The organism is Frankia umida, assembly GCF_023242945.1.
Classification (GTDB): Bacteria; Actinomycetota; Actinomycetes; order Frankiales; family Frankiaceae; genus Frankia; species Frankia umida.
The window spans coordinates 232,374-255,000 of the sequence record NZ_JALKFT010000006.1 but is presented as its reverse complement, the minus strand read 5'-3'; the positions used below and the strand labels follow the sequence as shown (position 1 = coordinate 255,000).

The following is a 22,627-nucleotide window of genomic DNA, read 5'->3' as shown; positions in this document are numbered from 1 at the left end:
TGGACGTGCGACGGGCGCGTCCCCGTCGTGCGAGGAACGCGCCCGTGAGATACCCGACCGGCTGACGTGAGCCAGCCGGTCGGAACCGCCAGCCGCCCAGCCGCCCAGCTGACCGGGACGGCCAGCCGATCCAGGCGGTGGTCAGCTGTTCGGTGTGGTGGTCAGCTGCTCAGAGTGGCGGTTTCGGCCAGGATGCTGACGCCGGAGTGGGTGACGGAGATGAAGCCACCGTCGACCGCCGCGGAGATCTCCTGACCGCCGGTCTTCACCCGGACGGTGCCACCGGGGGCCAGGACCCCCAGCAGCGGCACGTGGCCGGGCAGTACACCGAGGTCACCGTCGGTGGTGCGGGCGATCACCATGTCGGCGTCGCCGGACCACACCTCCTGCTCGGGCGAGACGATCGCGACCCGGATGGGCATCAGAGGTTCTCGGCGTTCTTCTCGGCTTCCTCGATACCACCGCACATGAAGAACGCCTGCTCGGGCAGGTGGTCGAAGTCGCCCTGGGTGAGCCGCTTGAACGAGTCGATCGTCTCGTCCAGCGGGACGAACTTGCCGGGGATGTTGGTGAACTGCTCCGCGACGAAGAACGGCTGCGACAGGAACCGCTGGATACGCCGAGCCCGGTTGACGAGGATCTTGTCCTCTTCGGAGAGCTCGTCGATGCCGAGGATGGCGATGATGTCCTGGAGGTCCTTGTAGCGCTGCAGGATGCGCTGGACCTCGCGGGCGGTGTCGTAGTGCTCCTGCCCGATGTAGCGCGGGTCGAGGATGCGGGAGTTGGAGTCCAGCGGGCTGACCGCGGGGTAGATACCGAGGTCGGAGATCGACCGGTCGAGCACCGTCTGGGCGTCGAGGTGGGTGAACGTCGTCGCCGGCGCCGGGTCGGTCAGGTCGTCCGCGGGGACGTAGATCGCCTGCAGCGAGGTGATCGAGTGACCGCGGGTGGAGGTGATCCGCTCCTGCAGGACGCCCATCTCGTCGGCCAGGGTGGGCTGGTAGCCCACGGCCGACGGCATCCGGCCGAGCAGGGTCGACACCTCGGAACCGGCCTGGGTGAACCGGAAGATGTTGTCGATGAACAGCAGCACGTCCTGCTTCTGGACATCGCGGAAGTACTCGGCCATGGTGAGGGCGCCCAGCGCCACCCGCAGCCGGGTGCCGGGCGGCTCGTCCATCTGGCCGAACACCAGGGCGGTGTCCTCGATGACGCCGGCCTCGGTCATCTCCAGGAACAGGTCGTTACCCTCGCGGGTGCGCTCGCCGACCCCGGCGAACACCGACACGCCACCGAACTCCTTGGCGACCCGGCGGATCATCTCCTGGATGATGACGGTCTTGCCGACGCCCGCACCGCCGAACAGGCCGATCTTGCCACCGCGCACGTACGGGGCGAGCAGGTCGATGACCTTGATGCCGGTGGTGAACATCTCGGTCTTCGACTCGAGCTGGTCGAACGCCGGGGCCGAGCGGTGGATCGGCCAGCGGGTCTCCGCGTCGACCTTGTCGACGTCGAGCGGGGTGCCGAGCACGTTGAACACGTGCCCCTTGGTGGCATCGCCGACCGGAACGGAGATCGGGGCTCCGGTGTCGCGCACGGGTGCGCCGCGCACGAGGCCGTCGGTCTGCTGCATCGAGATGGCCCGCACGGTGTTGTCACCGATGTGCTGGGCGACCTCGAGGGTCAGCGTCAGGGTCTGGCCGCCGATTGTGCGGTCGACCTCGAGTGCCTGATAGATCTCGGGGAGCTCGTCTGGTGCGAACTCCACGTCGACGACCGGTCCGATGACTCGGGCGACCCGGCCGACTCCCGGGGCCCGGCCCTCCGCCGCAGCCGGCGAGCTGGTGGTGACGGTCATGGCGTCCTCAGTTTCCCATCGTTGCCCGTCGCCGCAGCCTCGGGCTAGCCGTTCTCTGGCACCTGGGGCACTGCGCCGGCGCGGCGGGCTCGTCCCAGCCCGCTACACCGGCGCCGTACCGTCTTACAACGTTGCGATCGTTCCGTTAGTGCCGGTTGCCGGCCCGAAGGTGATCAGCCGGCCGAGGCAAGGGCGTTCGCCCCACCGACGATCTCGGAGATCTCCTGGGTGATGGCGTCCTGCCGGGCCCGGTTGGCCAGGCGGCTGTAGATCCGGGCGAGGTCCTCGGCGTTGTCCGTGGCCGACTTCATCGCCCGCTGCCGCGCGGCGGACTCCGACGCGGCCGATTCCAGCAGCGCCGCGTAGAGCCGGCTTTCGACGTACCGGGGCAGCAGCGCGTCGAGCACCGCCTCGGCCGACGGCTCGAACTCGTACTGGGGCAGCGGCGTGCCGGAGGACGAGGCGGGGGCCGCCCCGTCCGACTCGCCGATCGCCTTCGGCAGCAGCCGGTTCGCGACGGCCGTCTGGGTCAGCGCCGAGACGTACTCGGTGTGCACCAGGTGGATCTCGTCGACCCCGCCGTCCTCGCCGCCGGCGACGAACGACGAGATCAGCGCGTCGGCGACCGACTTGGCGTCGGCGTAGGACGGCTGCTCGGAGAACCCGGTGTACTCGCCGTTGATCGTGCGGCCGCGGAAGCGGTAGTACCCGACTCCCTTACGGCCGACGACGTGCAGCTCGATGTCCTTGCCCTCGGCGCGCAGCGTCTCGGTGAGCTCACCCGCCCGCTTGAGCGCGTTCGAGCTGTACCCGCCGGCCAGACCACGGTCGCTGGTGACCACGACGACCGCGACCCGGGTGGGGTTCTCCCGGCCGGTGGTCAGCGGGTGGCTGGTCGTCGACTGCGACGCCACCGCCTCGATCACCCGGGTGATCTCCTCGGCGTACGGGCGGGCCGCCGCGACCCGGGCTCGCGCCTTGGCGATCCGGGAGGCGGCGATCAGCTCCATCGCCTTGGTGATCTTCTTCGTCGACTGCACCGAGCGGATGCGCCGCCGGTACTCACGAAGCTGCCCCGCCACGGATCAGCCCTCGTTCCGGGCCAGCGGCTGCCCGTCGGCCAGCGTGAACTGGTTCTTGAAGGTGGCGATGGCCGTCTCGAGCGAGGAGACCGTGTCGTCCCCGAGCTTGCCGGTGGCGATGATCGAATCGAAGATCGTGCCGTGCGAGCGGCCGACGTAGTCGAGGAACTCCCGCTCGAACCGGCGGATCTCGCCCACCGGCACGTCGTCGAGCTTGCCCGTGGTGCCGGCCCAGAGCGACACGACCTGCCGCTCGCTGGCGTACGGCTGGTTCTGCGGCTGCTTGAGCAGCTCGACCAGCCGCGCGCCCCGGGCCAGCTGGTCCCGGGAGGCCTTGTCCAGGTCGGAACCGAAGGCGGAGAACGCCTCCAGCTCGCGGTACTGGGCGAGGTCCAGGCGCAGCCGGCCGGCGACGGACTTCATCGCCTTGGTCTGTGCGGACCCGCCGACCCGCGACACCGAGGTGCCGACGTTGATGGCCGGACGGACACCCTGGTTGAACAGGTCCGACTCCAGGAAGACCTGGCCGTCGGTGATCGAGATGACGTTCGTCGGGATGTAGGCCGAGATGTCGCTGGCCTTCGTCTCGATGATCGGCAGCCCGGTCAGCGATCCGCCGCCCAGCTCGTCGGACAGCTTCGCGCAGCGCTCCAGCAGACGGGAGTGCAGGTAGAACACGTCGCCGGGGTAGGCCTCACGGCCCGGCGGGCGGCGCAGCAGCAGCGAGATCGCCCGGTACGCCTCGGCCTGCTTGGACAGGTCGTCGAACACGATCAGCGCGTGCTGGCCGTTGTACATCCAGTGCTGGGCGATCGCCGAACCCGAGTAGGGGGCGATGTACTTGAAGCCGGCCGGCTCGTCCGCGGGGGCGGCGACGATGGTGGTGTAGGCCAGCGCGCCGGCCTCCTCCAGGGTGTTCACCACCTCGCGGATGGTCGACTTCTTCTGGCCGATGGCCACGTAGACGCACTTGACCTGGCGCTTCGGGTCGCCGGATTCCCAGTTGTCACGCTGGTTGATGATCGCGTCGATGGCCACCGTGGTCTTGCCGGTCTGCCGGTCACCGATGATCAGCTGGCGCTGGCCGCGGCCGATGGCGGTCATGGCGTCGATCGCCTTGATGCCGGTCTGCAGCGGCTCCTTGACCGGCTGGCGCTGGACGACCGTCGGCGCCTGCAGCTCGAGGGCACGGGTGCCCTCGGTCTGGATCTCGCCGAGGCCGTCGATCGGCCGCCCGAGCGGGTCGACCACGCGGCCGAGGAAGCCGTCGCCGACCGGGACCGCGAGGATCTCGCCGGTGCGGCGGACCTCCTGGCCCTCCTGGATGTGCTCGGCGTCGCCGAGGATGACGCTACCGATCTCGCCGACCTCGAGGTTCAGCGCGAGACCGAGCACGCCGCCTTCGAACTCGAGCAGCTCGTTGGTCATCGTGTGCGGCAGACCCTCGACCCGGGCGATTCCGTCGCCGGTGACGACGACCCGGCCGACCTCCTCCCGACCGGCGGAGGTGGCCTGGAAGGAGTCGACGTACTCCCGTAGGGCGTCGCGGATCTCCTCCGGCCGGATGGAGAGCTCAGTCATCGCTTACGTCCTTCGTCGTGCATCGCTGGCGGGGTTCGTCGCTGGCAGGGTTCGTCGCAGGCAGGTTCATGATCGCCACGGCGACTACCGGAGCATCGCCCGGCGCGCGGCGACCAGACGGCGCAACACGCTGCCGTCGACCACCTCGTCACCGACCTGTACCACGACCCCGCCGAGCAGCGTGGGATCGAGGTCTACCTGGAGTTGGATCTGGCGACCGAAGTACCGGCTGACGGCGGCGCCCAGGCGGGTGACCACCTCGTCGGACAGCGGCACCGCCGAACGGACGACCGCGACGACCCGGTCCCGGCGGGCCGCGGCGATCCGGCTGAAGTCAGCCAGGCGCCGTTCGACATCGCCGTGCACCCGGTCGGCCGCGGCCTGCTCGGCGAGCTTGAGGGTCACCGGATGGGCCCGCCCGGACAGCAGGCGGGCCAGCAGCCCGTTCTTGAGCTCCGTGGGCGCGGCCGGGTCGGTGAGGGCGAGCGCGAGCTGCGAGTTCTGACCGAGAATCCGACCGAACCGGAACAGCTCGTCCTCGACCTCCTCCAACGCCCCGTCCCGCTCGGCCTCGACCAGCAGCGCCTCGACGCTCAGCTCGAGCAGCGCGAAGCGCAGATCGGTCTGCCGCGACCAGCGGGCGCTGACCGCGGCCTGCACGATGGTCAGGCTCGCGGGGGCGAGCTGACCAGCGAACAGCCGGGCGGCCAGATCGGTGCGGGCCGCGACCGGCGCGCCGGGGTCGGTGAACGCCCGGCGCACGGTCGGTTCACGGCCAAGCAGCGCGGCGACGGAGCGCAGGTCCGCGGCGACCCGCGCGGCATCGGCGGCGCTGGCCGCGGTGACGCCGACCGGAGTCGCCATCACCTGGTCGAGGGTGGCCCGGGCGGCGGCGAGGCCATGCCTGCTGGCTCCCTCCACCGTCAGCCCCCCGGCCCGACCGGCGCGGCAGTGCTACCCGCGGCCGAGTTGTCCAGCGCGGCGATGAAGTCGTCGATCAGCCGGCTCTGGGTGGTCGTGCTCTCCACCTGGTAGCCCACGATCTTCGACGCCAGTTCGACGGCGAGGTCCCCGACTTCCCGACGAACCTGGGCGACGATCTGTGCCCGGTCGGCCGCGAGCTGGGCATCGGCTCGCGCCCGCAGTTCGATGATCTCCCGCTGGGCCTCGTCCCGGAGACCCGCGGTGATCTGCAGACCTTCGCTGCGCGCTTCGTCCCGGATGCGCGCTGCTTCGGCCCTGGCCTCGGCGAGCTGGGCGCGGTACTCCTCCAGCAGCGCCTGTGCCTCACGCTGTGCCGCCTCGGCGCGGGCCAGCCCACCCTCGATGCGGTCGGTGCGCTCCTGATAGACCTTCGAGACCTGCGGGCGGATCTTCCAGAAGAAGAAGGCCACCAGCAGCCCGAACGCCAGCGTGCCGATGATCAGTTCGCTCAGCGGCGGGATCAGGACGTTCTCGTCATGGCCACCACTCTCGGTGGCGGCAGACACAAGGGCAACTGTCAAAGACATGATCGCTCCCCCGGTTTACGGGAAGACGAAGGGAACGACGAAGCCGATGAGCGCGAGGGCCTCGGCCAGCGCGAATCCGATCAGCATGTACCGGAAGGCCACCTGCTCAGCCTCGGGCTGGCGCGCGATCGCCTGGACGCCGAGACCGAAGATGAGGCCGATGCCGATACCCGGGCCGATGGCGGCCAGACCATAGGCGACTGCGCCGAGGCTGCCGGTGACGGCATCCTTCGAGGCCAGGACGTTGGTGACTTCGAGCACGGACACGGTGCTTTCCTATTCAGTCAGGCACCGGGCTCGCCGGTGCAGGTAGAGAGAGAGGAGGGAAATCAGGCGTGTGCCGCCGCGGGCACGCCCACCGGGGCGTGCTCGGCGAGATCCTCGGACGGAGCGACCTCGTGCTCTCCGTGCGCCATCGCGCCACCGATGTAGGCGGCGGTGAGGATGGTGATGATGTAGGCCTGGAGAGCGTCGATGACAAGCTCGAACGCCGTGAGGACAATCGCCACGAGCAGCGACGCGACACCGAAGACAAAGGGAGGCTTGGGCAGCAGGTAGTCCGCGCCCAGGGAGAAGACCAGCAGCAGGAGGTGCCCCGCGAACATGTTCGCGAACAACCGGATGGCCAGCGTGAACGGCCGCACGATCAGGGTCGACAGGACCTCGATCGGAGCCAGCAGCACCCGGATGAACAGTGGCGCCGTCGGCGCCGGGTCGACCATCTCCTTGAAGTACGCACCCGCACCGTTGGCCTTGATACCGGCGTAGTTGAACATCACGTAGGTGATGACCGCGAGGACCATCGGCACCGCGACCCGTGACGTCGCCGGGAACTGGGCCCCCGGGATCACCGCGAGCGAGTTCGCGACCAGCACGAAGCTGAACAGGACCAGCAGGTAGGGCGTGTACCGCGCGCCCTTCTCGCCGATCACACCGCGGGCGATCTGGGTGTCGACGAAGTCGTAGGCGGACTCGCACAGGTTCTGCAGACCGCGAGGTATGATCCTAGCTTGACGGAAACCCAGCCAGAAGATCACGCCGACGAACAACGCGGCGAAGATCGTGAGACCGGTCGCCTTGTTGAGGTACAGATGTACGGAACCGACCTCGATGTCAAACCAGTGCGGGGTCTGAAAGACCTCCTTCGTGGGTCCTTCGAAGCCCTCATCAGCGAGGACCGGCACGACTGACACCTCCATGATCGATTAGGTAAGGCACCCACGGCTCAGCGAGCTTGCCGTGCCGGCGGCAGATTGCCCCCACCCTACCGGGTTCGCACGACACGCCCACACCGAAGAACGACTCGTAGTCAACCGGCGGTAGCGCGTCGAAGGACGCCCCGGCGCACCCGAACCCTGATGGGTGTCGACCGCCCGACGTCCTGTTGACCGCGATACTATCCACACCCACGCGCCGCAGGCACGAACTCGCTTCGAGGTTCATCCTGACTCATGCGCGCGTTGTCCGTGGGTTTCGCTCCGTTGATGACGATTCCACATTGCGTGACCACCTTATGACGTCGCGTTCGGGCGGCTGCCCGAACACAGGTCGCTGGTCGACCTGGTGGCGAGGTGGACGCACGGTGCTGCCGGCTCACCCTCATCCTCACCTTCACCCCCTCCCACCTGGTTGTGGCGCTTTGACGGCCCTTGCGGCACGTGCTGGCTGCCCCCACTCTCTCCGATCTCGACCCCGCCGTCGATGACCCAGGAGGTCATGACGAAGCGGGCGTACCGGTTCGCGCTGGTCGTTCGCCACGGAATTTCTCGTGACCGGCCGGACCGCGACAAATCGGACCGGCAGCACCCATCGAACAGCCGACAATGCCCAGCAACCAGGTCCCTCGGGCAGGAACGGTCGGGTCCATTCGGAACGCCGCGGTCGGGACCATCGCAACGTTACGACAGGCCACGCGGCCGGCTGGCACCTCATTAGCGAACAAAAGGTGCATTGCACCCTTGACGTTCCGAGTTCCGCAGCCTCATGGTTCCGCACCGTCAGGAATCCACCTGGTCACGGTCTCACAGCCCGATCACGATCCCACACCGCCCGCGCCGGGCAGCGCCTGGCCGCCGCTGTGTCAGCGCCTGGTCAGGCGGTAGATCACGAGGTACATGGCCGCACCGATGCCGATCGCGAGGCCGATCGGCAGAAACAGACCGTCGAAGCCGAGCAGGCGATCAGCGCCGAAGCCGACCGCACCCCAGAAGCCCAGGCCCGCGGCCAACGTCCCGAAGATGTTCCATGCCTCGCCCGGATGCCGCGTGCTCCCCCGCGGCGCCGCCGGCCCCGGTGGTCGCCGTGGCCCTCGAAGCGACCCACCCCGGCCCGCGGCCCCACCAGCATCACCTGAGGTGACACCGGAACGCGGTCGCGGTGGACTGGCACCTTCGGGCCGTCCGGGACCGTCGCCAGGGTTCTTGCCAACACCGGATCCGCCGGGCCGGGCGGCATCAGCACCGTTTCCGGTCCTGGCGTTCGAATCAAGGTCGGGATCGGGATCGGGCGTCATCAGGTGGGTGGGCGACGGCTGGTATCCCAGGCACCCGGCCGCTGGGGATCGTAGAACGGCACCCGGGTGTGGGTGGCGACCCAGAGCTCCGCACCCATCCAGACGAACACGCCGACGAAGATCGACCAGGCGAACGCCAGCAGATCGAGCGTGTCGGTATCCTGAATCGCGAGCAGCAGCCCCCCGAGCAGGCCGATTTTCAGCGCGTAGGTGCCAAGCGCCGCCGGCAGCAGATGGTGCGGGGCGCGGCGGGCGACCGCACCGACGGCAAGTTTCGAGATGCTGAAGAACGCCACCACGATGGCCAGACCCACCACGACGCTTACCACCCCGGTGCCCCCACGTAGCGCCGCGGTGAGGGCGATCGCGGGCACCGCGAGGGCGACGGTGAGCACAAGCCCCAGCCGGATCACCCGGGCGGCCGGCACGATCATGCCTTCGCCGATCGCTGCGTGCTGACCAGCAGGGCGAGCAGCGCCGCGAGCCCCACCCCGACCGTGGCCACGAGGATCGGCAGCGGCGAGGCGGAGAACGACGCCGCGACACCACCGAATCCCACGAGAGCCGCCCAGAAATACATGAACAGAACCGCCCTCACATGCGAGTTGCCGATTTCGAGCATCCGGTGATGAAGGTGCATCTTGTCGGCCGCGAACGGCGACCGCCCCGCCCGGGTCCGCCGGATCACCGCAAGCCCCAGGTCCAGGAACGGAACCGCGAGGACGGCCAGCGGGATCGCGAGCGGTATCAGGGACGGATACGACCGGGAGGGCCCAGCGTATCCCCCGTAGGCCACCTGGCCGGTCACGGAGATCATCGAGGCGGCCGAGAGCAGACCGATCAGCATCGAGCCCGAGTCGCCCATGAACAGCCGGGCGGGATTGAAGTTGTGTGGCAGGAAACCGACGCACACCCCCGCGGTGACGGCCGCCAGCAGCGCCGCCGGGGACGCCCGGTAGAACCCGTCGATCACCGCGATCTCGTAGGCGAAATAGAACGTCGCCAGCGACGCGATCGCCGCCACGCCGGCGGCCAGTCCGTCCAGACCGTCGATGAAGTTCATCGCGTTGATGAGTACCACCGTGGCCAGAATCGACAGTGGGACCGCCGTTTCCGGGCCAAGACTCAGCGTGATCTCACTGTCCCGGTTGATCGCGAACGACCACTGGACGCCGAGCAGCACCATGATGCCCGCCACGGTGAACTGACCGGCGAGTTTGGTCAGCGAATCAAGGTCCCAGCGGTCGTCGGCGACCCCGAGCAGGCAGATCAGCGTCCCGGCGACCAGCACTGCCCGGGTCTCGGACCAGTCCTGCGAGACGACGGACAGAAACGGCAGCCGGTCCGCCACCTCCAGGCCCGCGTACAGACCCGCGAGCATCGCGAGACCACCGAGCCGGGGCGTCGGGGTGGCGTGCACGTCCCGGGCGCGCACCCCGGCGACGGCGCCGATCCGCAGGGCGAACGCCCGAGCCAGCGGCGTGGCCAGGAAGGTCACCGCCGCCGAGACCACGAAGACCAGGAGGTACTCGCGCACCGTTCGAAATCTCCTACTGTTCGTGGATCTACCAGGATCTCACCTGGATCTGACGGACCTTGTGTGCAGGGACGTGGCGTCGGTGGACCCGGGATGGTCGGTGGACCTGGGGTAGGCGGGATGCTGGGTGACCAGCGCGGACACCGCTGCCCGTATCTCACCTGCGGCGTCCGGCTCGCGCAGCGCCCGGCCGATCAGCGTGGCGATCTCCTTCATCTCACCGGAGCCCATACCCTGGGTCGTCACCGCTGGCGTACCGACGCGGATCCCCGAGGAGATCGCGGGTGGCTGCGGGTCGAACGGGATCGCGTTCTTGTTCAACGTGATGCCCGCGGCGTCGCACCGGGTCTCCGCATCCCGCCCGCTGACATCGAGTTCGCGCAGGTCAAGCAGGGCGAGATGGGTGTCGGTGCCGCCGCCGACCGGACGGATGCCCTCCGCCCGCAACGCCTCGGTCAATGTCTGGGCGTTCGCGACGACCTGACGAGCGTACCGCCCGTAGTCCGGTGTCGCGGCCTCACGCAGTGCCACGGCCTTCGCCGCGACGGCGTGCATCAGCGGCCCGCCCTGGCTGAACGGGAACACCGCCTTGTCGATCCGGCCGGCGAGCTCCTCGCGGGCCAGGATCATGCCGCCCCGCGGGCCGCGCAGCACCTTGTGCGTGGTGAAACTGACGACGTCCGCGTAGGGCACCGGGCTCGGGATCGCCCCGCCGGCCACCAGGCCGATGAAGTGGGCCGCGTCGACCATCAGCCAGGCACCGACCTCGTCGGCGATCGACCGGAACGCGGCGAAGTCGATCAGCCGCGGGTACGCCGTCGCCCCACAAATGATCATCTTGGGACGGTGCTGCCGGGCCAGGTCGCGAACCTGGTCGTAGTCGATGAGCTCGGTGTCCTCCCGCACGCCGTAGGCCACGACGTCGAACCACTTCCCCGAGAAACTGACCTTGCTGCCGTGGGTGAGGTGCCCGCCATGCGGCAGCGACATCGCCAGCACGGTGTCACCGGGGGTCAGCAGAGCCGCGTACACCGCGAAGTTCGCCGACGCGCCGGAATGCGGCTGCAGGTTCGCGTGCTCCGCGCCGAACAGTTCCTTCGCGCGCGCGATCCCGATCTCCTCGGCCCGGTCCACCACCTGACATCCGCCGTAGTACCGCCGGCCGGGGTAGCCCTCGGCGTACTTGTTCGACAGGGTCGATCCCAGCGCGGCGAGCACCGCCGGTGAGGTGAAGTTCTCGCTCGCGATCAGCTGTAGCCCACCGCGCAGGCGGGCCAGCTCGTCCAGCACCACCCCGGCGATCTCCGGATCGGTGCCGGCCAGCTCATCGAAGTCGGGCCCCCAGAACAACGCGCTCATGACGTGGCTACCTCCCGTATGACCGGCCTGTGCTCCCATGTCCTGCCTGTGCCCTGACGTCCGCCCGTACGTGCGTGTACCTCGTCGTATACCCGCGGCCGGGAACCATGGTCCTCCCCACCCGCCCCCACCTCCACCCGCCCCCACCGCCAGCCGGAAGCCGGAAACACCACCGGAACACCCCGAGCCGAAAAGCCCCCTACCGCGGGCCGAGGCGTTCTCAGGAGCTGGCGGGCTCGCGGATGAGGGGGAGAACCTCGCGCAGAGCGTCGAGGCTGATCGCGCCGGCGCGCAGGACGACGGGGACGTCTCCGGTGCAGTCGACGATGGTGGAGGGGGTGGCGGCGACGCAGCGGCCGCCGTCCAGGTAGACCTCGGCGGCGCCGCCGAGCTGGGCGACGGCGTTGTCGGCGGTGGCGGCGGGCGGTTGGCCGCTGATGTTCGCGCTGGAGACTGCCATCGGGCCGGTGCGGCCCAGCAGTTCGATCGCGACGGGGTGCAGCGGCATGCGAATGGCGACGGTGCCGCGGGCATCGCCCAGATCCCAGCGCAGCGATGGGACGTGGCGGACCACCACCGTGAGCCCACCTGGCCAGAAGGCCTGGATCAGGTCGCGGACCTGCGGGGTCACCCGGTCGATCAGGCCGTCGAGGGTTCGCCAGGCGCCGATCAGGACGGGCACGGGCATGTCCCGACCGCGACCTTTGGCGGCGAGCAGGGTGGCCACGGCCGCCGAGTCGAACGCGTCGGCGCCCAGGCCGTACAGGGTGTCGGTGGGCAGCACGACCAGTTCGCCACGGCCGACGGCGGCGACGGCCGCGTCCAGGCCGGCGGCGCGCTCGGCCTCGTCGGAGCAGTCGAAGCGCTGCATCACCTGTGCTCTCCCTCCCCCGGCCGGGCCATCCGGCCGGTGACGAACCGGTCCCGACCACCCAGGTCGGGATGGTCGGCCACATCCTGCCAGCGGCCGTCCGCACGCAGCAGTGCCGGCGCGCTCTCGCCATGGCCGTCGGCGTGTTCGATCACCAGCAGCCCGCCGGGGCGCAGCAGCCGCGCGGCCAGCCGCACGACGGCACGCACCACCCGCAGTCCGTCGGGGCCACCCCACAGCGCCGCCGCCGGATCGTGCACACCGACCTCGGGCTCCACGGTCGCACGGTCGGCGTCGGGCAGATACGGCGGGTTGCTCACGACCAGGTCCACCGTCGCGTCCAGCCGGGCCAGCGACGGCGGCGGTTCGTCGGCGACGTCAGCCTCGTGTATCTCGACCGCCAGCCCGGTGGACGTCACGTTGCGGCGCAGCCAGTCCAGCGCCGCCGGTTCACGTTCGACGGCGTGCACCCGCGCCCCCGGCACCTCCCCCGCCAGCGCCAGCGCGATCGTCCCACTCCCCGCGCACAGATCCACGCACACCGGCGCCACCTCGGCACCACCGCCGCTCGCCCCGGCGGCGCGCAGCGCGTCGATGGCCCAGCCGACGACGGATTCCGTCTCCGGACGGGGGATGAACACCCCGGGGCCGACCGCCAGGTCCAGGTAGCGGAATCCGGCGATGCCGGTCAGGTGCTGCAGGGGTTCGCGGGCGGCCCGGCGGCGCACCAGCGCCTCGAAGCGGGTGGCGGTGGGGGCTGGCAGGTCGTCCACGAGCAGGAGCTGGGCGCGGCCGATGCCCAGCACGAAAGCGGCGAGCTGCTCGGCGTCGGCCCGCGGGCTCGCCACACCGGCCGCGGCGAGCCTCGCGGTGGCGGCGTCGATCCGTTCGGCGGCCGGTGTCCGGGCCCGCCGCCCGGTGACCGGGGGGATCACGAGGCCTTGGCGGACAGCCGGGCCTCGAGGTCGGCGGCGGCGAGCGCGTCGAGTACCTCGTCGAGTTCGCCGTCGAGCACCTGGTCGAGGTTGTGGGCCTTGTAGCCGACCCGATGGTCGCTGATCCGGTTCTCGGCGAAGTTGTAGGTGCGGATGCGCTCGGAGCGGTCGACGGTGCGCACCTGGCTGGCCCGCGCCGCGGACGCCTCGGACTCGGCCTGTTCGCGGGCAGCACTGAGCAGTCGGGCCCGCAGAATACGCAGCGCCGATTCCTTGTTCTGCAGCTGGCTTTTCTCGTTCTGGCAGGAGACCACCAGACCGGTGGGCAGATGGGTGATGCGCACCGCCGAGTCGGTGGTGTTGACGCTCTGACCACCTGGACCGGACGAGCGGAACACGTCGATACGCAGGTCGTTCTGGTCGATATCGACGTCGACGTCCTCGGCTTCGGGCAGGACGAGCACGCCGGCGGCGGAGGTGTGAATGCGTCCGGCGGATTCGGTGACCGGTACCCGTTGGACGCGGTGCACCCCGCCCTCGAACCGCAGCCGGCCGTACACCCCGGGGCCGGTGTCCCCGCCGCGGGATTTCACCGCGACGCTCACATCCCGATATCCACCGAGATCGGACGCGTTGGCATCAAGGATCTCCGTCTTCCACCCGCGGCGCTCGGCGTAGCGCAGGTACATCCGCAGCAGATCACCGGCGAACAGGGCTGATTCCTCCCCGCCGGCACCGGCCTTGACCTCGAGGATCGCGTCCCTGGCATCGTCGGGGTCGACCGGGACGAGATAGGCCCGCACCCGCTCGTTGAGGCCGCCGAGTTCGGCGTCGAGGTCCGCGACCTCGCTGCGGAAGGACGTGTCCTGCACGGCGAGCTCGCGGGCGGTCGCAAGGTCGCCGGACACCCGCTCGAGCTCCCGGGCGAGGTCCACCACCGGGGCGAGCTGGGCGTAGCGACGGCTGAGGGCACGGGCCCGGGCGGGATCGTTGTGCACCGCCGGATCGGCGAGCTGCCCCTCGATCTCGGCGTGCTCCGCGACGAGGCCGGCGAGTGGGGACGTCATGCTTTGGTACCTCTTCGCACGTCGCGGTCCCGACGCGCGACATGGCGCCGGGGAAGTGGACAGGGCCGTACCGGCGTACCGATCCGACCGGGACGCAAACGGCGCCCGCCCGGGGAACCGGACGGGCGCCGAGGCGTCACTACTTCGCGCCGCCGACCTTTTCGCCGGGGCGACGCCGGCCGAACCGACGCTCGAACTTCTCGACCCGGCCACCGACGTCGAGAATCTTCTGCTTGCCCGTGTAGAACGGGTGGCACTGCGAGCAGACCTCGGCGTTGACGACGCCGTTCTCCTTGGTGCTGCGGGTGGTGAAGACACTCCCGCAGGTACAGGTCACGGTCGTCTCGTGGTAGGTCGGGTGAATGTCAGCCTTCATGGTCCCTCATCTTCGAATGTGGCCGCCGGGTCGCCATCCTCGGTGTTGGACGGCGTGAACCGGAGCCGGTCTGCTGCCAGTGTGCCAGAGCGGGTCGCGGAGGCCGTCATGATGCCCGCGCGTCCCACCGCTGGCAACGTCGACCCCACCCCGCGTGTTCCCGCGGGCGACTCTCCCGTCTGCCGGCTCCCCCGCGAGCCGGCGTCCCCACGGGGCGGATCAGTCCTGCGGCGGAGCGGTCTTGGCGATCTGCATCAGGAACTCGTAGTTCGTCCGGGTCTGCTTGATCCGGTCGAGCAGAAGTTCCAGGGCCTGCTGGTTCTCCCGGGTGTGCAGGACACGCCGCAGCTTGTGCATGATCGCGAGCTCGTCGGGAGCCAGGAGGATGTCCTCCTTACGAGTGCTGGAGGCGTCCACGTCCACCGCGGGGAAGATGCGCTTGTCGGCGATCTTGCGGTCGAGCTTGAGCTCCGCGTTACCGGTGCCCTTGAACTCCTCGAAGATGACCGTGTCCATCGTGGAACCGGTCTCGACCAGCGCGGTCGCGATGATGGTGAGCGACCCGCCGTCCTCGATGTTGCGGGCGGCGCCGAGGAAACGCTTCGGCGGGTAGAGCGCGGTCGAGTCGACACCACCGGACAGGATGCGGCCGGAGGCGGGGGCGGCCAGGTTGTAGGCGCGGCCCAGCCGGGTGATGGAGTCGAGCAGGACGACGACGTCGTGGCCGAGTTCGACCAGGCGCTTGGCCCGCTCGATGGACAGCTCCGCGACGTTGGTGTGGTCGGCCGGCGGACGGTCGAAGGTCGAGGCGATGACCTCACCCTTGACCGAGCGCTGCATGTCCGTGACCTCTTCTGGCCGCTCGTCCACGAGGACGACCATGAGGTGCACTTCCGGGTTGTTGGTGGCGATCGCGTTGGCGATCGACTGCAACACCATCGTCTTACCGGCCTTGGGCGGGCTGACGATCAGCGCGCGCTGCCCCTTGCCGATCGGCATGACCAGGTCGATGACCCGGGTGGTCAGCAGGTGCGGCTCGGTCTCCAGACGCAGCCGGTCCTGCGGGTAGAGCGGGGTGAGCTTGGTGAACTCCGGGCGCCCGCGGGCCTCCTCGGGGTCCATCCCGTTGATGGTGTCGAGGCGGACCAGCGCGTTGTACTTGTCGCGACGCTGCTCGCCTTCCTGCGGGGCGCGCACCACACCGGTGATGGCATCGCCGCGGCGCAGACCGTTGCGGCGGACCTGGGCGAGGCTGACGTAGACGTCGGTCGGCCCGGTCAGGTAACCACTGGTGCGCACGAAAGCGTAGTTGTCCAGGACGTCGAGAATGCCCGCGACCGGAACGAGGACGTCGTCCTCGCGCACCACCGGCTCGTTCTCCGCCGGCACCGGGCCCCCACGGCCACGGTTGCGGCCACGCTCGCGGAAGCGGCCCCGCCGGCTGCGGCCGGCCAGGTCGTCGTCGCTCTGGCCTCCCTGACCCGAACGGTCGTTCTGACTGGAGCGGTCGTTCTGACCCGAACGGTCGTTCTGGCTGGAACGGTCGTTCTGGCTGGAACGGTCGCCACCCTGTGTACGGTCGGAGCGGCTCCCACGGTCGCCACCCTGCCGGTCCGACCGGTCGCCACGATCGGCACGCTCACCACGATCGGCACGCTCACCGCGGTCAGCGCGCTCACTGCGGTCAGACCGGTCGGCACGCTCACCACGGTCAGCACGCTCACCACGGTCAGCACGTTCACCACGGCGCTCGTTGCCGGAGTCGCCGGATCGGCCGTTGTCCGCGGAGCGGTCCCGCCGGTCCTCGCGGGTCCGGGGACCGCCGTCGCTCTGGCGACCGTTGGCGGGCGGGGTCTGCGCCGGGGCGGTGGTCGCCGGGGCGGTGGTCGCCGGGGCGGTGGTCGCCGCGGCGGCTGGCTGCGTGGCGGTGGCCGGGCCACCGGTCACCGGCGCCGCGGCGGTCACGGCCGACGCCGGACGGGCCTCCGCGGTGTCCCCACCGGCTTCGGGCAGGGTCGGCTGCTCGGCTGCCGGGCTCGCGGCCGAGCGGGAGGCGCCTCGACGGGTACGCGTACGGGTCGGGGTGGCACTGCTGGCGGCCTCGCCACCGCGACGCGACGACTGGCCGGCCGAAGCGGTGTCACCCGCTGCCGGGGTGGCGGCGCTCGGCGCGTCGGCGACCGGCGCGTCGGTCGCCGCGGGCGCGGCCGAACCACCCGAGCTCTCGTTCTGGAGATTCTGAATTGCGGCGATGAGCTGGCCCTTACGCAGCCGGCCCACGCCCTGGATGCCCATGGACTGCGCCATGGCCTGCAGCTCGGGGAGCAGCATCGCGGACAGGCCGGTGCCCTGACGGCGCCGACGGGTCACGCTCGCCGCGGCGGCGGCGGCAGCAGCCGCGTCCCCGCGGGTGGCCCGCTCGCCGCCGTTGTCGGCGGTGAGGACGGACGCGGTGGTGAGGGTGTCTGCGGACGAGGTGGCGGCCGCCAGCCCGCTCTCGTGAAGCGATGCAGGCGTCGCCGACGCCGCAGACTCACGTGCGCTCGGTGGCAGCACGTTGGTGGTGTCGCTCAAGGTTTTCCTTCCCTGAAGGAACTGGCTCGACAGACGAGCCGGGCGTAGCGTGTGAACCTTCTCCGCCTGCACAAATGCCGGGTGAAGGGGATGTACAGCACCGGATGGGCGAAAGACGCGCCCGTCTACGGCGCCAGCGGCCGTCCGCCGCGGGCGAACTCGCCGATCCCGCCCAGGTGCACCGGTGTGGAGCCGAGGCAACGACGACGAGGCCGAAACACCGGAGTCCCGAACCTTGGCCCAACGGACAGGGCCAGAGCGACCCGGACACCAGAGTGACCCAGCGCCAGAGCGACACTGCGGGGGCGAGCACGCGCCGCGGTGGCAGCGGGTGCAGTCACCAGACTATCCAGCCGCGGACACCTGGGCAACAACCTTGCGCCCTCAGGACTTCCCGAGAGGACTCCGAACCGTGCCCACCGAGCCATCCGGCGATCCGGACGCTCGTACGAGCACCCCATCACGATATACGATCACCCGTTGCGGTCAACCGTGAGCACCTGCGCCCCACCTCGGTCGACGCTCAGCGGCAGAACGGTGAACTCACCGGTCACAGCGCCGGCGGCCACCGTGGCCTGCTGCCCACCGACGGCCAGCGCCAGTACCGACGGCCCCGAACCGGACAGCGTCGCGGCGATTCCCATCGCCCGCAGCCGTCCGACAAGCTCCCCGGTGGCCGCGGTCGCGGGCAGCCGGTACGGCTGGTGCAGGAAGTCCTCGGTGGCCCGCAGCAGGGTCGTCGCCCGCGTGTCGGCCGCCGCGGGCTCGGCCGCCGACATGGCCAGCGCCAACAGCGCGGCCCGGCCCAGTGTGCGGGCCGCGTCGGCGAGGGGCACCCGCTCCGGCAGCGCGCCGCGGGACGCCTCGGTCGACTGCCGCAGCGTCGGGACGAACACCACCGGACGCACCTGCTCGAACGGCTCCACCCGCAGACAGTCCGCGCCGTGCGCGTCCGACCAGGCGACGGTGAAACCCCCGACCAGCGCCGCGGCGACGTTGTCCGGATGCCCCTCAAGCTCGTCCGCCAGCCGCAACATCCACCCAGCACCGCCAGCACCGCTGGCCGGGCCATCGGCTTCGGCCAGGGCCGCGGCGGCGATGATGCCGGCGACGATCGCCGCGGCCGACGAGCCGAGGCCACGGCCGTGCGGGATCCGGTTGACGCACCGCAGCGCGAGCCCCGGCTGCGGCCGACCGAGGACGTCGAAGGCCGCCCGGATCGCCCGCACGACGAGATGGGTCTCGTCCTGGGCGACGGCGTCGGCCCCGGTGACGTCCACGGTCAGACCGCTCGCGGTCAGTGCGACCTCGACCTCGTCGTACAGGCCGAGGGCGAGCCCGAAGGAGTCGAAGCCGGGACCCAGGTTCGCGCTGGTGGCCGGCACCCGCACCCGCACCCGACCGGCGACACCCGAACTCGCCCCACCCACCGTCACACCCTCGCCCGTCGACGTACCTGTCGTCGCGCCTGTTGTCACGACAGGGTGAGGCCGAGCGCCTCGGCGGCACCGGCGACCGTCGGCCGAATGGTCTCCGGTCGGGCCGCCCCGCTGATGGCCCAGTCGGGGTCCTTCAGGCCGTTGCCGGTGACCGTGCACACGATCCGCGAGCCGGCCTCGATCCGCCCGTCCGCCCGGGCCATCAGCAGCCCCGCGACGCTGGCCGCGCTGGACGGCTCGACGAACACGCCCTCGCGGTGCGCCAGCATCCGGTAGGCGGCGAGGATCTGCCGATCGTTGACGGCGTCGATGAGCCCGCCGGAGGTGTCACGAGCCTCGACGGCCTGCTCCCAGGACGCCGGATTGCCGATCCGGATCGCCGTGGCGATGGTCTGTGGGGCGGCCACCACCGCGCCACGCACGATCGGCGCGGCCCCGGCGGCCTGGAAACCGCACATCCGGGGTCGGCCCGAGCCGGTCAGCGCGTCCTGCTCGAGGTAACCCCGCCAGTAGGCGGTGATGTTGCCGGCGTTGCCGACCGGCAGGCAGTGCACGTCCGGAGCCTGTCCGAGCGCGGCCACGATCTCGAACGAGGCGGTCTTCTGCCCCTCGATCCGAAACGGGTTGACCGAGTTCACCAGGGTGACCGGCGAGGTGTCGGCGAGCTCACGGGCGACCCGCAGGCAGTCGTCGAAGGAGCCCTCGAGCTGCAGCAGCCGCGCGCCGTGCACCAGCGCCTGGGCCATCTTGCCCAACGCGATCTTGCCACTGGGGACGAGCACCGCGCAGGTGATGCCGGCGCGGGCCGCGTAGGCCGCCGCCGACGCCGAGGTGTTGCCGGTGGACGCGCAGATGACCGCCTGCGAGCCGGCACCGACAGCGCGGCTGATCGCCACCGTCATCCCGCGGTCCTTGAAGGAACCCGTCGGGTTGGCCCCTTCGACCTTGAGATGAACCTCACATCCGGTCAGTTCGGACAGGTACCCGGCCGGCACCAACGGGGTACCGCCCTCCAGCAGGGTGATCACCGGAGTGTCGGCGTCGACCGGCAGCCGGTCGCGATACTCCTCGATGAGCCCCCGCCAGGGCCGGTAGCCCGACTGCCCGCCGGTGGACGGCTGGCCTCCGGCGGCCGGCCTGGTACCCGTGGCCGTCCCGACCTGGGGCGCCTGCACTGTGGTGGACGACACATCAACCGTGGACGACGTGGTCACGACTCACCTCCCTCGACCCGCAGCACCCCGGACACCGCCCGCACCTCGGCGAGGCCTCGCAGCTCCTCGACCGTGGCGGACAGCGCCTCGTCCGGCGCCGCGTGCGTCACCAGGACCAGGCTCGCGTCGTCACCGCGGCCCTCCTGACGGACACTTCTGATGGACACATCGTGACGCGCGAAGGCACCGGCGACCGCCGCCAGTACGCCGGTCTTGTCGGTGACGTCGAGGTTCACGTGATACCTCGTCACGGTACGGCCCATCGGCAGCACGGGTAGCGCCGCGTAGGACGACTCACCCGGCCCCTGCCGTCCGGCGATGCGGTTGCGGGCGACCGCGACCACATCACCGAGCACCGCGGACGCCGTCGGCGCGCCGCCGGCCCCCTGCCCGTAGAACATCAGCTGGCCGGCGGCCTCCGCCTCGACGAACACGGCGTTGAACGCCTCACGCACCCCGGCCAGCGGGTGGCTGCGCGGAATCATCGCCGGGTGGACCCGGACGCTGATCCCCTCGGACTGCGTCGAGCGCTCCGCGACGGCCAGTGCCTTCACGACGCAGCCGAGTTCCCGGGCGCTGGCGATGTCGGCCGCGGTGACGTCGCCGATGCCCTCGCGGTAGACGTCGTCGATCGTCACCCGGGTGTGGAAGGCCAGCTGGGCCATGATGGCGGCCTTGGCGGCGGCGTCGTACCCGTCGATGTCGGCGGACGGGTCGGCCTCGGCGTAGCCCAGCGCCCCGGCCTCGGCCAGCGCCTCGGCGAACGAGGCGCCCGTCTCGTCCATGCGGGTGAGGACGTAGTTGGTGGTGCCGTTGACGATGCCGAGCACCCGACGGACCCGGTCGCCGGCGAGGCTCTCCCGCAGCGGCCGGATCAGCGGGATCGCTCCGGCGACGGCCGCCTCGTAGTAGAGGTCGGTGCCGGCCGCGGCCGCCGCGTCGTGCAGCGTCGTGCCGTACGAGGCCAGCAGCGCCTTGTTGGCCGTGACCACCGGTTTCCCGGCGTTCAGGGCCGCCAGCAGCCACTGGCGCGCCGGCTCGATCCCGCCGACCACCTCGATGACCAGGTCGACGTCGTCGCGGGCGACGAGCGCCGCGGCGTCGGAAGTGAGCAGCGCCGGGTCGACCTCGGCGTCGCGGACCCGTTCGGGCCGACGCACCGCGATGCCGACCAGCCGCAACGGCTCGCCGACCCGGGCGGTCAGGTCGTCGGCGCTGGTGCGCAGCAACCGCACGATCTCGGTGCCGACCACACCGCAGCCCAGCAGCGCCAGGTTCATCGCGCCACCCGCGCCTCGCGCGAGTCGGCCCGCTCGGCCGAGGTGACCGAGACAGCCGGGTCGGGCGGGTCGGCGTCCAGCCGGAGCAGGTCGTCCTCGGTCTCCCGTCGGACGATCACCCGCGCGGTGCCGTCGCGCACGGCGATGACCGGCGGCCGGGGCACATGGTTGTAGTTGCTGGCCATCGAGCGGTGGTAGGCACCGCTGGCCGGCACCGCGACCAGGTCACCGGGGCGCACGTCGCCCGGCAGCGGCACGTCGTGCGCGACGACGTCGCCGGACTCGCAGTGCCGCCCGACCAGCGTGACGACCTGCGTGGTGGCCGCGCCGGGCCGGGAGACGAGCCGGGCGGTGTAGCGGGCGTCGTAGAGCGCGGTGCGGATGTTGTCGCTCATACCGCCGTCGACGCTGACATAGGTGCGCAGCCCGGGGAGTTCCTTGACGGTGCCGACCTCGTAGAGCGTCACCGTGGACGAACCGACGAGGGCCCGGCCGGGTTCGACACCCAGCCGCGGCACGGTCAGGCCCAGCGCCGCGCACTCCTTGCCCACCAGCGCGATCAGCCGCTCGGCCACCTCCTCGACGTCGAGCGGGGCGTCCTCGCTGGTGTAGGCGATGCCGAGGCCGCCGCCGAGGTCGAGTTCGGGCAGTTCGACGCCGTGCTCGTCGCGGATGCGGGCGAGCAGCCCGACCATGCGGTGTGCGGCCAGGCCGAACCCGGCGGTGTCGAAGATCTGCGAACCGATGTGGGCGTGCAGCCCGACCAGTTCGAGGCCGCTCTCGGCGAGCACCGCGGCGACCGCCCGCGCCGCCGCGCCACCGGCGAGCGAGAACCCGAACTTCTGATCTTCCTGACCCGTCGAAATATAGCTGTGGGTGTGCGCCTCGACGCCAGGGGTGACCCGGACGAGCACCCGCTGGCGGATTCCCGCCGCGGCGGCGACCGCGGCCAGCCGCTCGATCTCGACGAAACTGTCGACGACGATCCGCCCGACCCGGTACTCCACCGCCGCCCGCAGTTCACCCAGCGACTTGTTGTTGCCGTGGAACAGCAGCCGCTCGGCCGGGAAACCGACCGAGCGCGCCACGGCCAGCTCGCCACCGGTGCACACGTCCAGGCGCAGGCCCTCCTCGTCCACCCAGCGCGCGAACGCCCGACACAGGAACGCCTTGCCGGCGTAATAAACATCACAGTCGGCGAAAGCCTGCCGCCAGGCCGTGGCACGGGCCCGGAAATCCGCCTCGTCCAGCACGAACGCCGGCGTGCCGAACTCGGCGGCCAGCGCGTCCACCCGCACACCACCGACGGACATCACCCCGTCCGCCTCGAGCCGGGCCGTGAGCGGCCAGAGGTTCTCCTCCAGCCCGGTCACCGCGCCGGGTGCGCTCTCACTCATCTCGTCTCCGCCTGCCACCCGCATGTCACGC

Annotated in this window: 20 protein-coding genes and 1 pseudogene; all 21 read right to left on the bottom strand. The window is 70.7% G+C overall.

Annotation, left to right across the window (positions count from 1 at the left end; all coding sequences use genetic code 11):
* Positions 1 to 161: 161 nt before the first annotated feature.
* The 21 genes and pseudogenes from MXD59_RS08775 to lysA all read right to left on the bottom strand — a co-directional run bounded on the left by MXD59_RS08775 (position 162) and on the right by lysA (position 22,596).
* On the bottom strand, positions 162 to 422 hold the full coding sequence (locus MXD59_RS08775) for a F0F1 ATP synthase subunit epsilon (RefSeq protein WP_163547705.1): 261 nt from the start codon (positions 420 to 422) through the stop codon (positions 162 to 164).
* A complete protein-coding gene (gene atpD / locus MXD59_RS08770; protein ID WP_163547706.1) occupies positions 422 to 1,861 on the bottom strand; it encodes a F0F1 ATP synthase subunit beta in 1,440 nt (479 codons plus the stop codon). The genes MXD59_RS08775 and atpD overlap by 1 nt, the downstream gene beginning before the upstream one ends.
* A 173-nt stretch (positions 1,862 to 2,034) precedes the next feature.
* A complete protein-coding gene (locus tag MXD59_RS08765; protein ID WP_248824238.1) occupies positions 2,035 to 2,943 on the bottom strand; it encodes a F0F1 ATP synthase subunit gamma in 909 nt (302 codons plus the stop codon).
* A 21-nt stretch (positions 2,944 to 2,964) separates the two neighbouring features.
* A pseudogene (gene atpA / locus MXD59_RS08760) lies at positions 2,965 to 4,524 on the bottom strand (F0F1 ATP synthase subunit alpha); the annotation flags it as partial.
* Between the two features lie 84 nt (positions 4,525 to 4,608).
* Entirely contained in the window at positions 4,609 to 5,445 is an 837-nt protein-coding gene (locus tag MXD59_RS08755) for a F0F1 ATP synthase subunit delta (RefSeq protein WP_248824237.1), read from the bottom strand.
* Between the two features lie 2 nt (positions 5,446 to 5,447).
* Positions 5,448 to 6,035, bottom strand: coding sequence for a F0F1 ATP synthase subunit B (locus tag MXD59_RS08750; RefSeq protein ID WP_163547709.1), 588 nt, complete (start codon positions 6,033 to 6,035; stop codon positions 5,448 to 5,450).
* Between the two features lie 15 nt (positions 6,036 to 6,050).
* Entirely contained in the window at positions 6,051 to 6,296 is a 246-nt protein-coding gene (locus tag MXD59_RS08745) for an ATP synthase subunit C-like protein (protein WP_163547724.1), read from the bottom strand.
* Between the two features lie 68 nt (positions 6,297 to 6,364).
* The gene (gene atpB / locus MXD59_RS08740) at positions 6,365 to 7,234 is read right to left on the bottom strand and encodes a F0F1 ATP synthase subunit A (RefSeq protein WP_163547710.1); all 870 of its coding nucleotides are present in this window, start codon (positions 7,232 to 7,234) and stop codon (positions 6,365 to 6,367) included.
* 881 nt (positions 7,235 to 8,115) lie between these two features.
* Positions 8,116 to 8,262 carry a F0F1-ATPase subunit family protein gene (locus tag MXD59_RS08735; RefSeq protein WP_248815018.1) on the bottom strand — a complete coding sequence of 49 codons (147 nt, stop codon included), beginning with the start codon at positions 8,260 to 8,262 and terminating at the stop codon, positions 8,116 to 8,118.
* 284 nt (positions 8,263 to 8,546) lie between these two features.
* Positions 8,547 to 8,981: a Cg1360 family ATP-synthase-associated protein gene (locus MXD59_RS08730; RefSeq protein WP_248824236.1), complete on the bottom strand. Its 435-nt coding sequence runs from the start codon at positions 8,979 to 8,981 to the stop codon at positions 8,547 to 8,549.
* A complete protein-coding gene (locus tag MXD59_RS08725) occupies positions 8,978 to 10,084 on the bottom strand; it encodes an MraY family glycosyltransferase (RefSeq protein ID WP_163547711.1) in 1,107 nt (368 codons plus the stop codon). The genes MXD59_RS08730 and MXD59_RS08725 overlap by 4 nt, the downstream gene beginning before the upstream one ends.
* A 39-nt stretch (positions 10,085 to 10,123) precedes the next feature.
* Positions 10,124 to 11,443, bottom strand: a complete 1,320-nt coding sequence (gene glyA, locus MXD59_RS08720; RefSeq protein WP_248824235.1) for a serine hydroxymethyltransferase — start codon at positions 11,441 to 11,443, stop codon at positions 10,124 to 10,126.
* 220 nt (positions 11,444 to 11,663) lie between these two features.
* On the bottom strand, positions 11,664 to 12,314 hold the full coding sequence (locus tag MXD59_RS08715; protein ID WP_248824274.1) for an L-threonylcarbamoyladenylate synthase: 651 nt from the start codon (positions 12,312 to 12,314) through the stop codon (positions 11,664 to 11,666).
* Entirely contained in the window at positions 12,314 to 13,246 is a 933-nt protein-coding gene (gene prmC / locus MXD59_RS08710; protein WP_372512002.1) for a peptide chain release factor N(5)-glutamine methyltransferase, read from the bottom strand. The genes MXD59_RS08715 and prmC overlap by 1 nt, the downstream gene beginning before the upstream one ends.
* Positions 13,246 to 14,316: a peptide chain release factor 1 gene (gene prfA / locus MXD59_RS08705; protein WP_248824233.1), complete on the bottom strand. Its 1,071-nt coding sequence runs from the start codon at positions 14,314 to 14,316 to the stop codon at positions 13,246 to 13,248. Before prfA ends, prmC begins: the two co-directional genes overlap by 1 nt.
* A 139-nt stretch (positions 14,317 to 14,455) precedes the next feature.
* Positions 14,456 to 14,692: a 50S ribosomal protein L31 gene (rpmE, locus tag MXD59_RS08700; protein ID WP_136446497.1), complete on the bottom strand. Its 237-nt coding sequence runs from the start codon at positions 14,690 to 14,692 to the stop codon at positions 14,456 to 14,458.
* 219 nt (positions 14,693 to 14,911) lie between these two features.
* Positions 14,912 to 17,266 (bottom strand): transcription termination factor Rho, encoded by a 2,355-nt coding sequence (gene rho / locus MXD59_RS08695; protein WP_248824232.1) that lies wholly within the window; start codon positions 17,264 to 17,266, stop codon positions 14,912 to 14,914.
* 473 nt (positions 17,267 to 17,739) lie between these two features.
* Positions 17,740 to 18,696 (bottom strand): homoserine kinase, encoded by a 957-nt coding sequence (thrB, locus tag MXD59_RS08690; protein ID WP_248824231.1) that lies wholly within the window; start codon positions 18,694 to 18,696, stop codon positions 17,740 to 17,742.
* Between the two features lie 44 nt (positions 18,697 to 18,740).
* Positions 18,741 to 19,919: a threonine synthase gene (gene thrC / locus MXD59_RS08685; RefSeq protein WP_248824230.1), complete on the bottom strand. Its 1,179-nt coding sequence runs from the start codon at positions 19,917 to 19,919 to the stop codon at positions 18,741 to 18,743.
* Entirely contained in the window at positions 19,916 to 21,199 is a 1,284-nt protein-coding gene (locus MXD59_RS08680) for a homoserine dehydrogenase (protein ID WP_248824229.1), read from the bottom strand. The genes thrC and MXD59_RS08680 overlap by 4 nt, the downstream gene beginning before the upstream one ends.
* Positions 21,196 to 22,596 (bottom strand): diaminopimelate decarboxylase, encoded by a 1,401-nt coding sequence (gene lysA, locus MXD59_RS08675; RefSeq protein WP_248824228.1) that lies wholly within the window; start codon positions 22,594 to 22,596, stop codon positions 21,196 to 21,198. Before lysA ends, MXD59_RS08680 begins: the two co-directional genes overlap by 4 nt.
* Positions 22,597 to 22,627: the final 31 nt, after the last annotated feature.

Excerpts from the sequence above, each read along its gene's own strand:
- MXD59_RS08750 (WP_163547709.1), bottom strand. The coding sequence starts at position 6,035 with ATGTCTTTGACAGTTGCCCTTGTGTCTGCCGCCACCGAGAGTGGTGGC.
- MXD59_RS08715 (WP_248824274.1), bottom strand. The coding sequence starts at position 12,314 with ATGCAGCGCTTCGACTGCTCCGACGAGGCCGAGCGCGCCGCCGGCCTG.
- atpD (WP_163547706.1), bottom strand. The coding sequence starts at position 1,861 with ATGACCGTCACCACCAGCTCGCCGGCTGCGGCGGAGGGCCGGGCCCCG.
- MXD59_RS08775 (WP_163547705.1), bottom strand. The coding sequence starts at position 422 with ATGCCCATCCGGGTCGCGATCGTCTCGCCCGAGCAGGAGGTGTGGTCC.
- glyA (WP_248824235.1), bottom strand. The coding sequence starts at position 11,443 with ATGAGCGCGTTGTTCTGGGGGCCCGACTTCGATGAGCTGGCCGGCACC.
- MXD59_RS08730 (WP_248824236.1), bottom strand. The coding sequence starts at position 8,981 with ATGATCGTGCCGGCCGCCCGGGTGATCCGGCTGGGGCTTGTGCTCACC.
- atpB (WP_163547710.1), bottom strand. The coding sequence starts at position 7,234 with ATGGAGGTGTCAGTCGTGCCGGTCCTCGCTGATGAGGGCTTCGAAGGA.
- lysA (WP_248824228.1), bottom strand. The coding sequence starts at position 22,596 with ATGAGTGAGAGCGCACCCGGCGCGGTGACCGGGCTGGAGGAGAACCTC.
- rpmE (WP_136446497.1), bottom strand. The coding sequence starts at position 14,692 with ATGAAGGCTGACATTCACCCGACCTACCACGAGACGACCGTGACCTGT.
- prfA (WP_248824233.1), bottom strand. The coding sequence starts at position 14,316 with ATGACGTCCCCACTCGCCGGCCTCGTCGCGGAGCACGCCGAGATCGAG.
- MXD59_RS08680 (WP_248824229.1), bottom strand. The coding sequence starts at position 21,199 with ATGAACCTGGCGCTGCTGGGCTGCGGTGTGGTCGGCACCGAGATCGTG.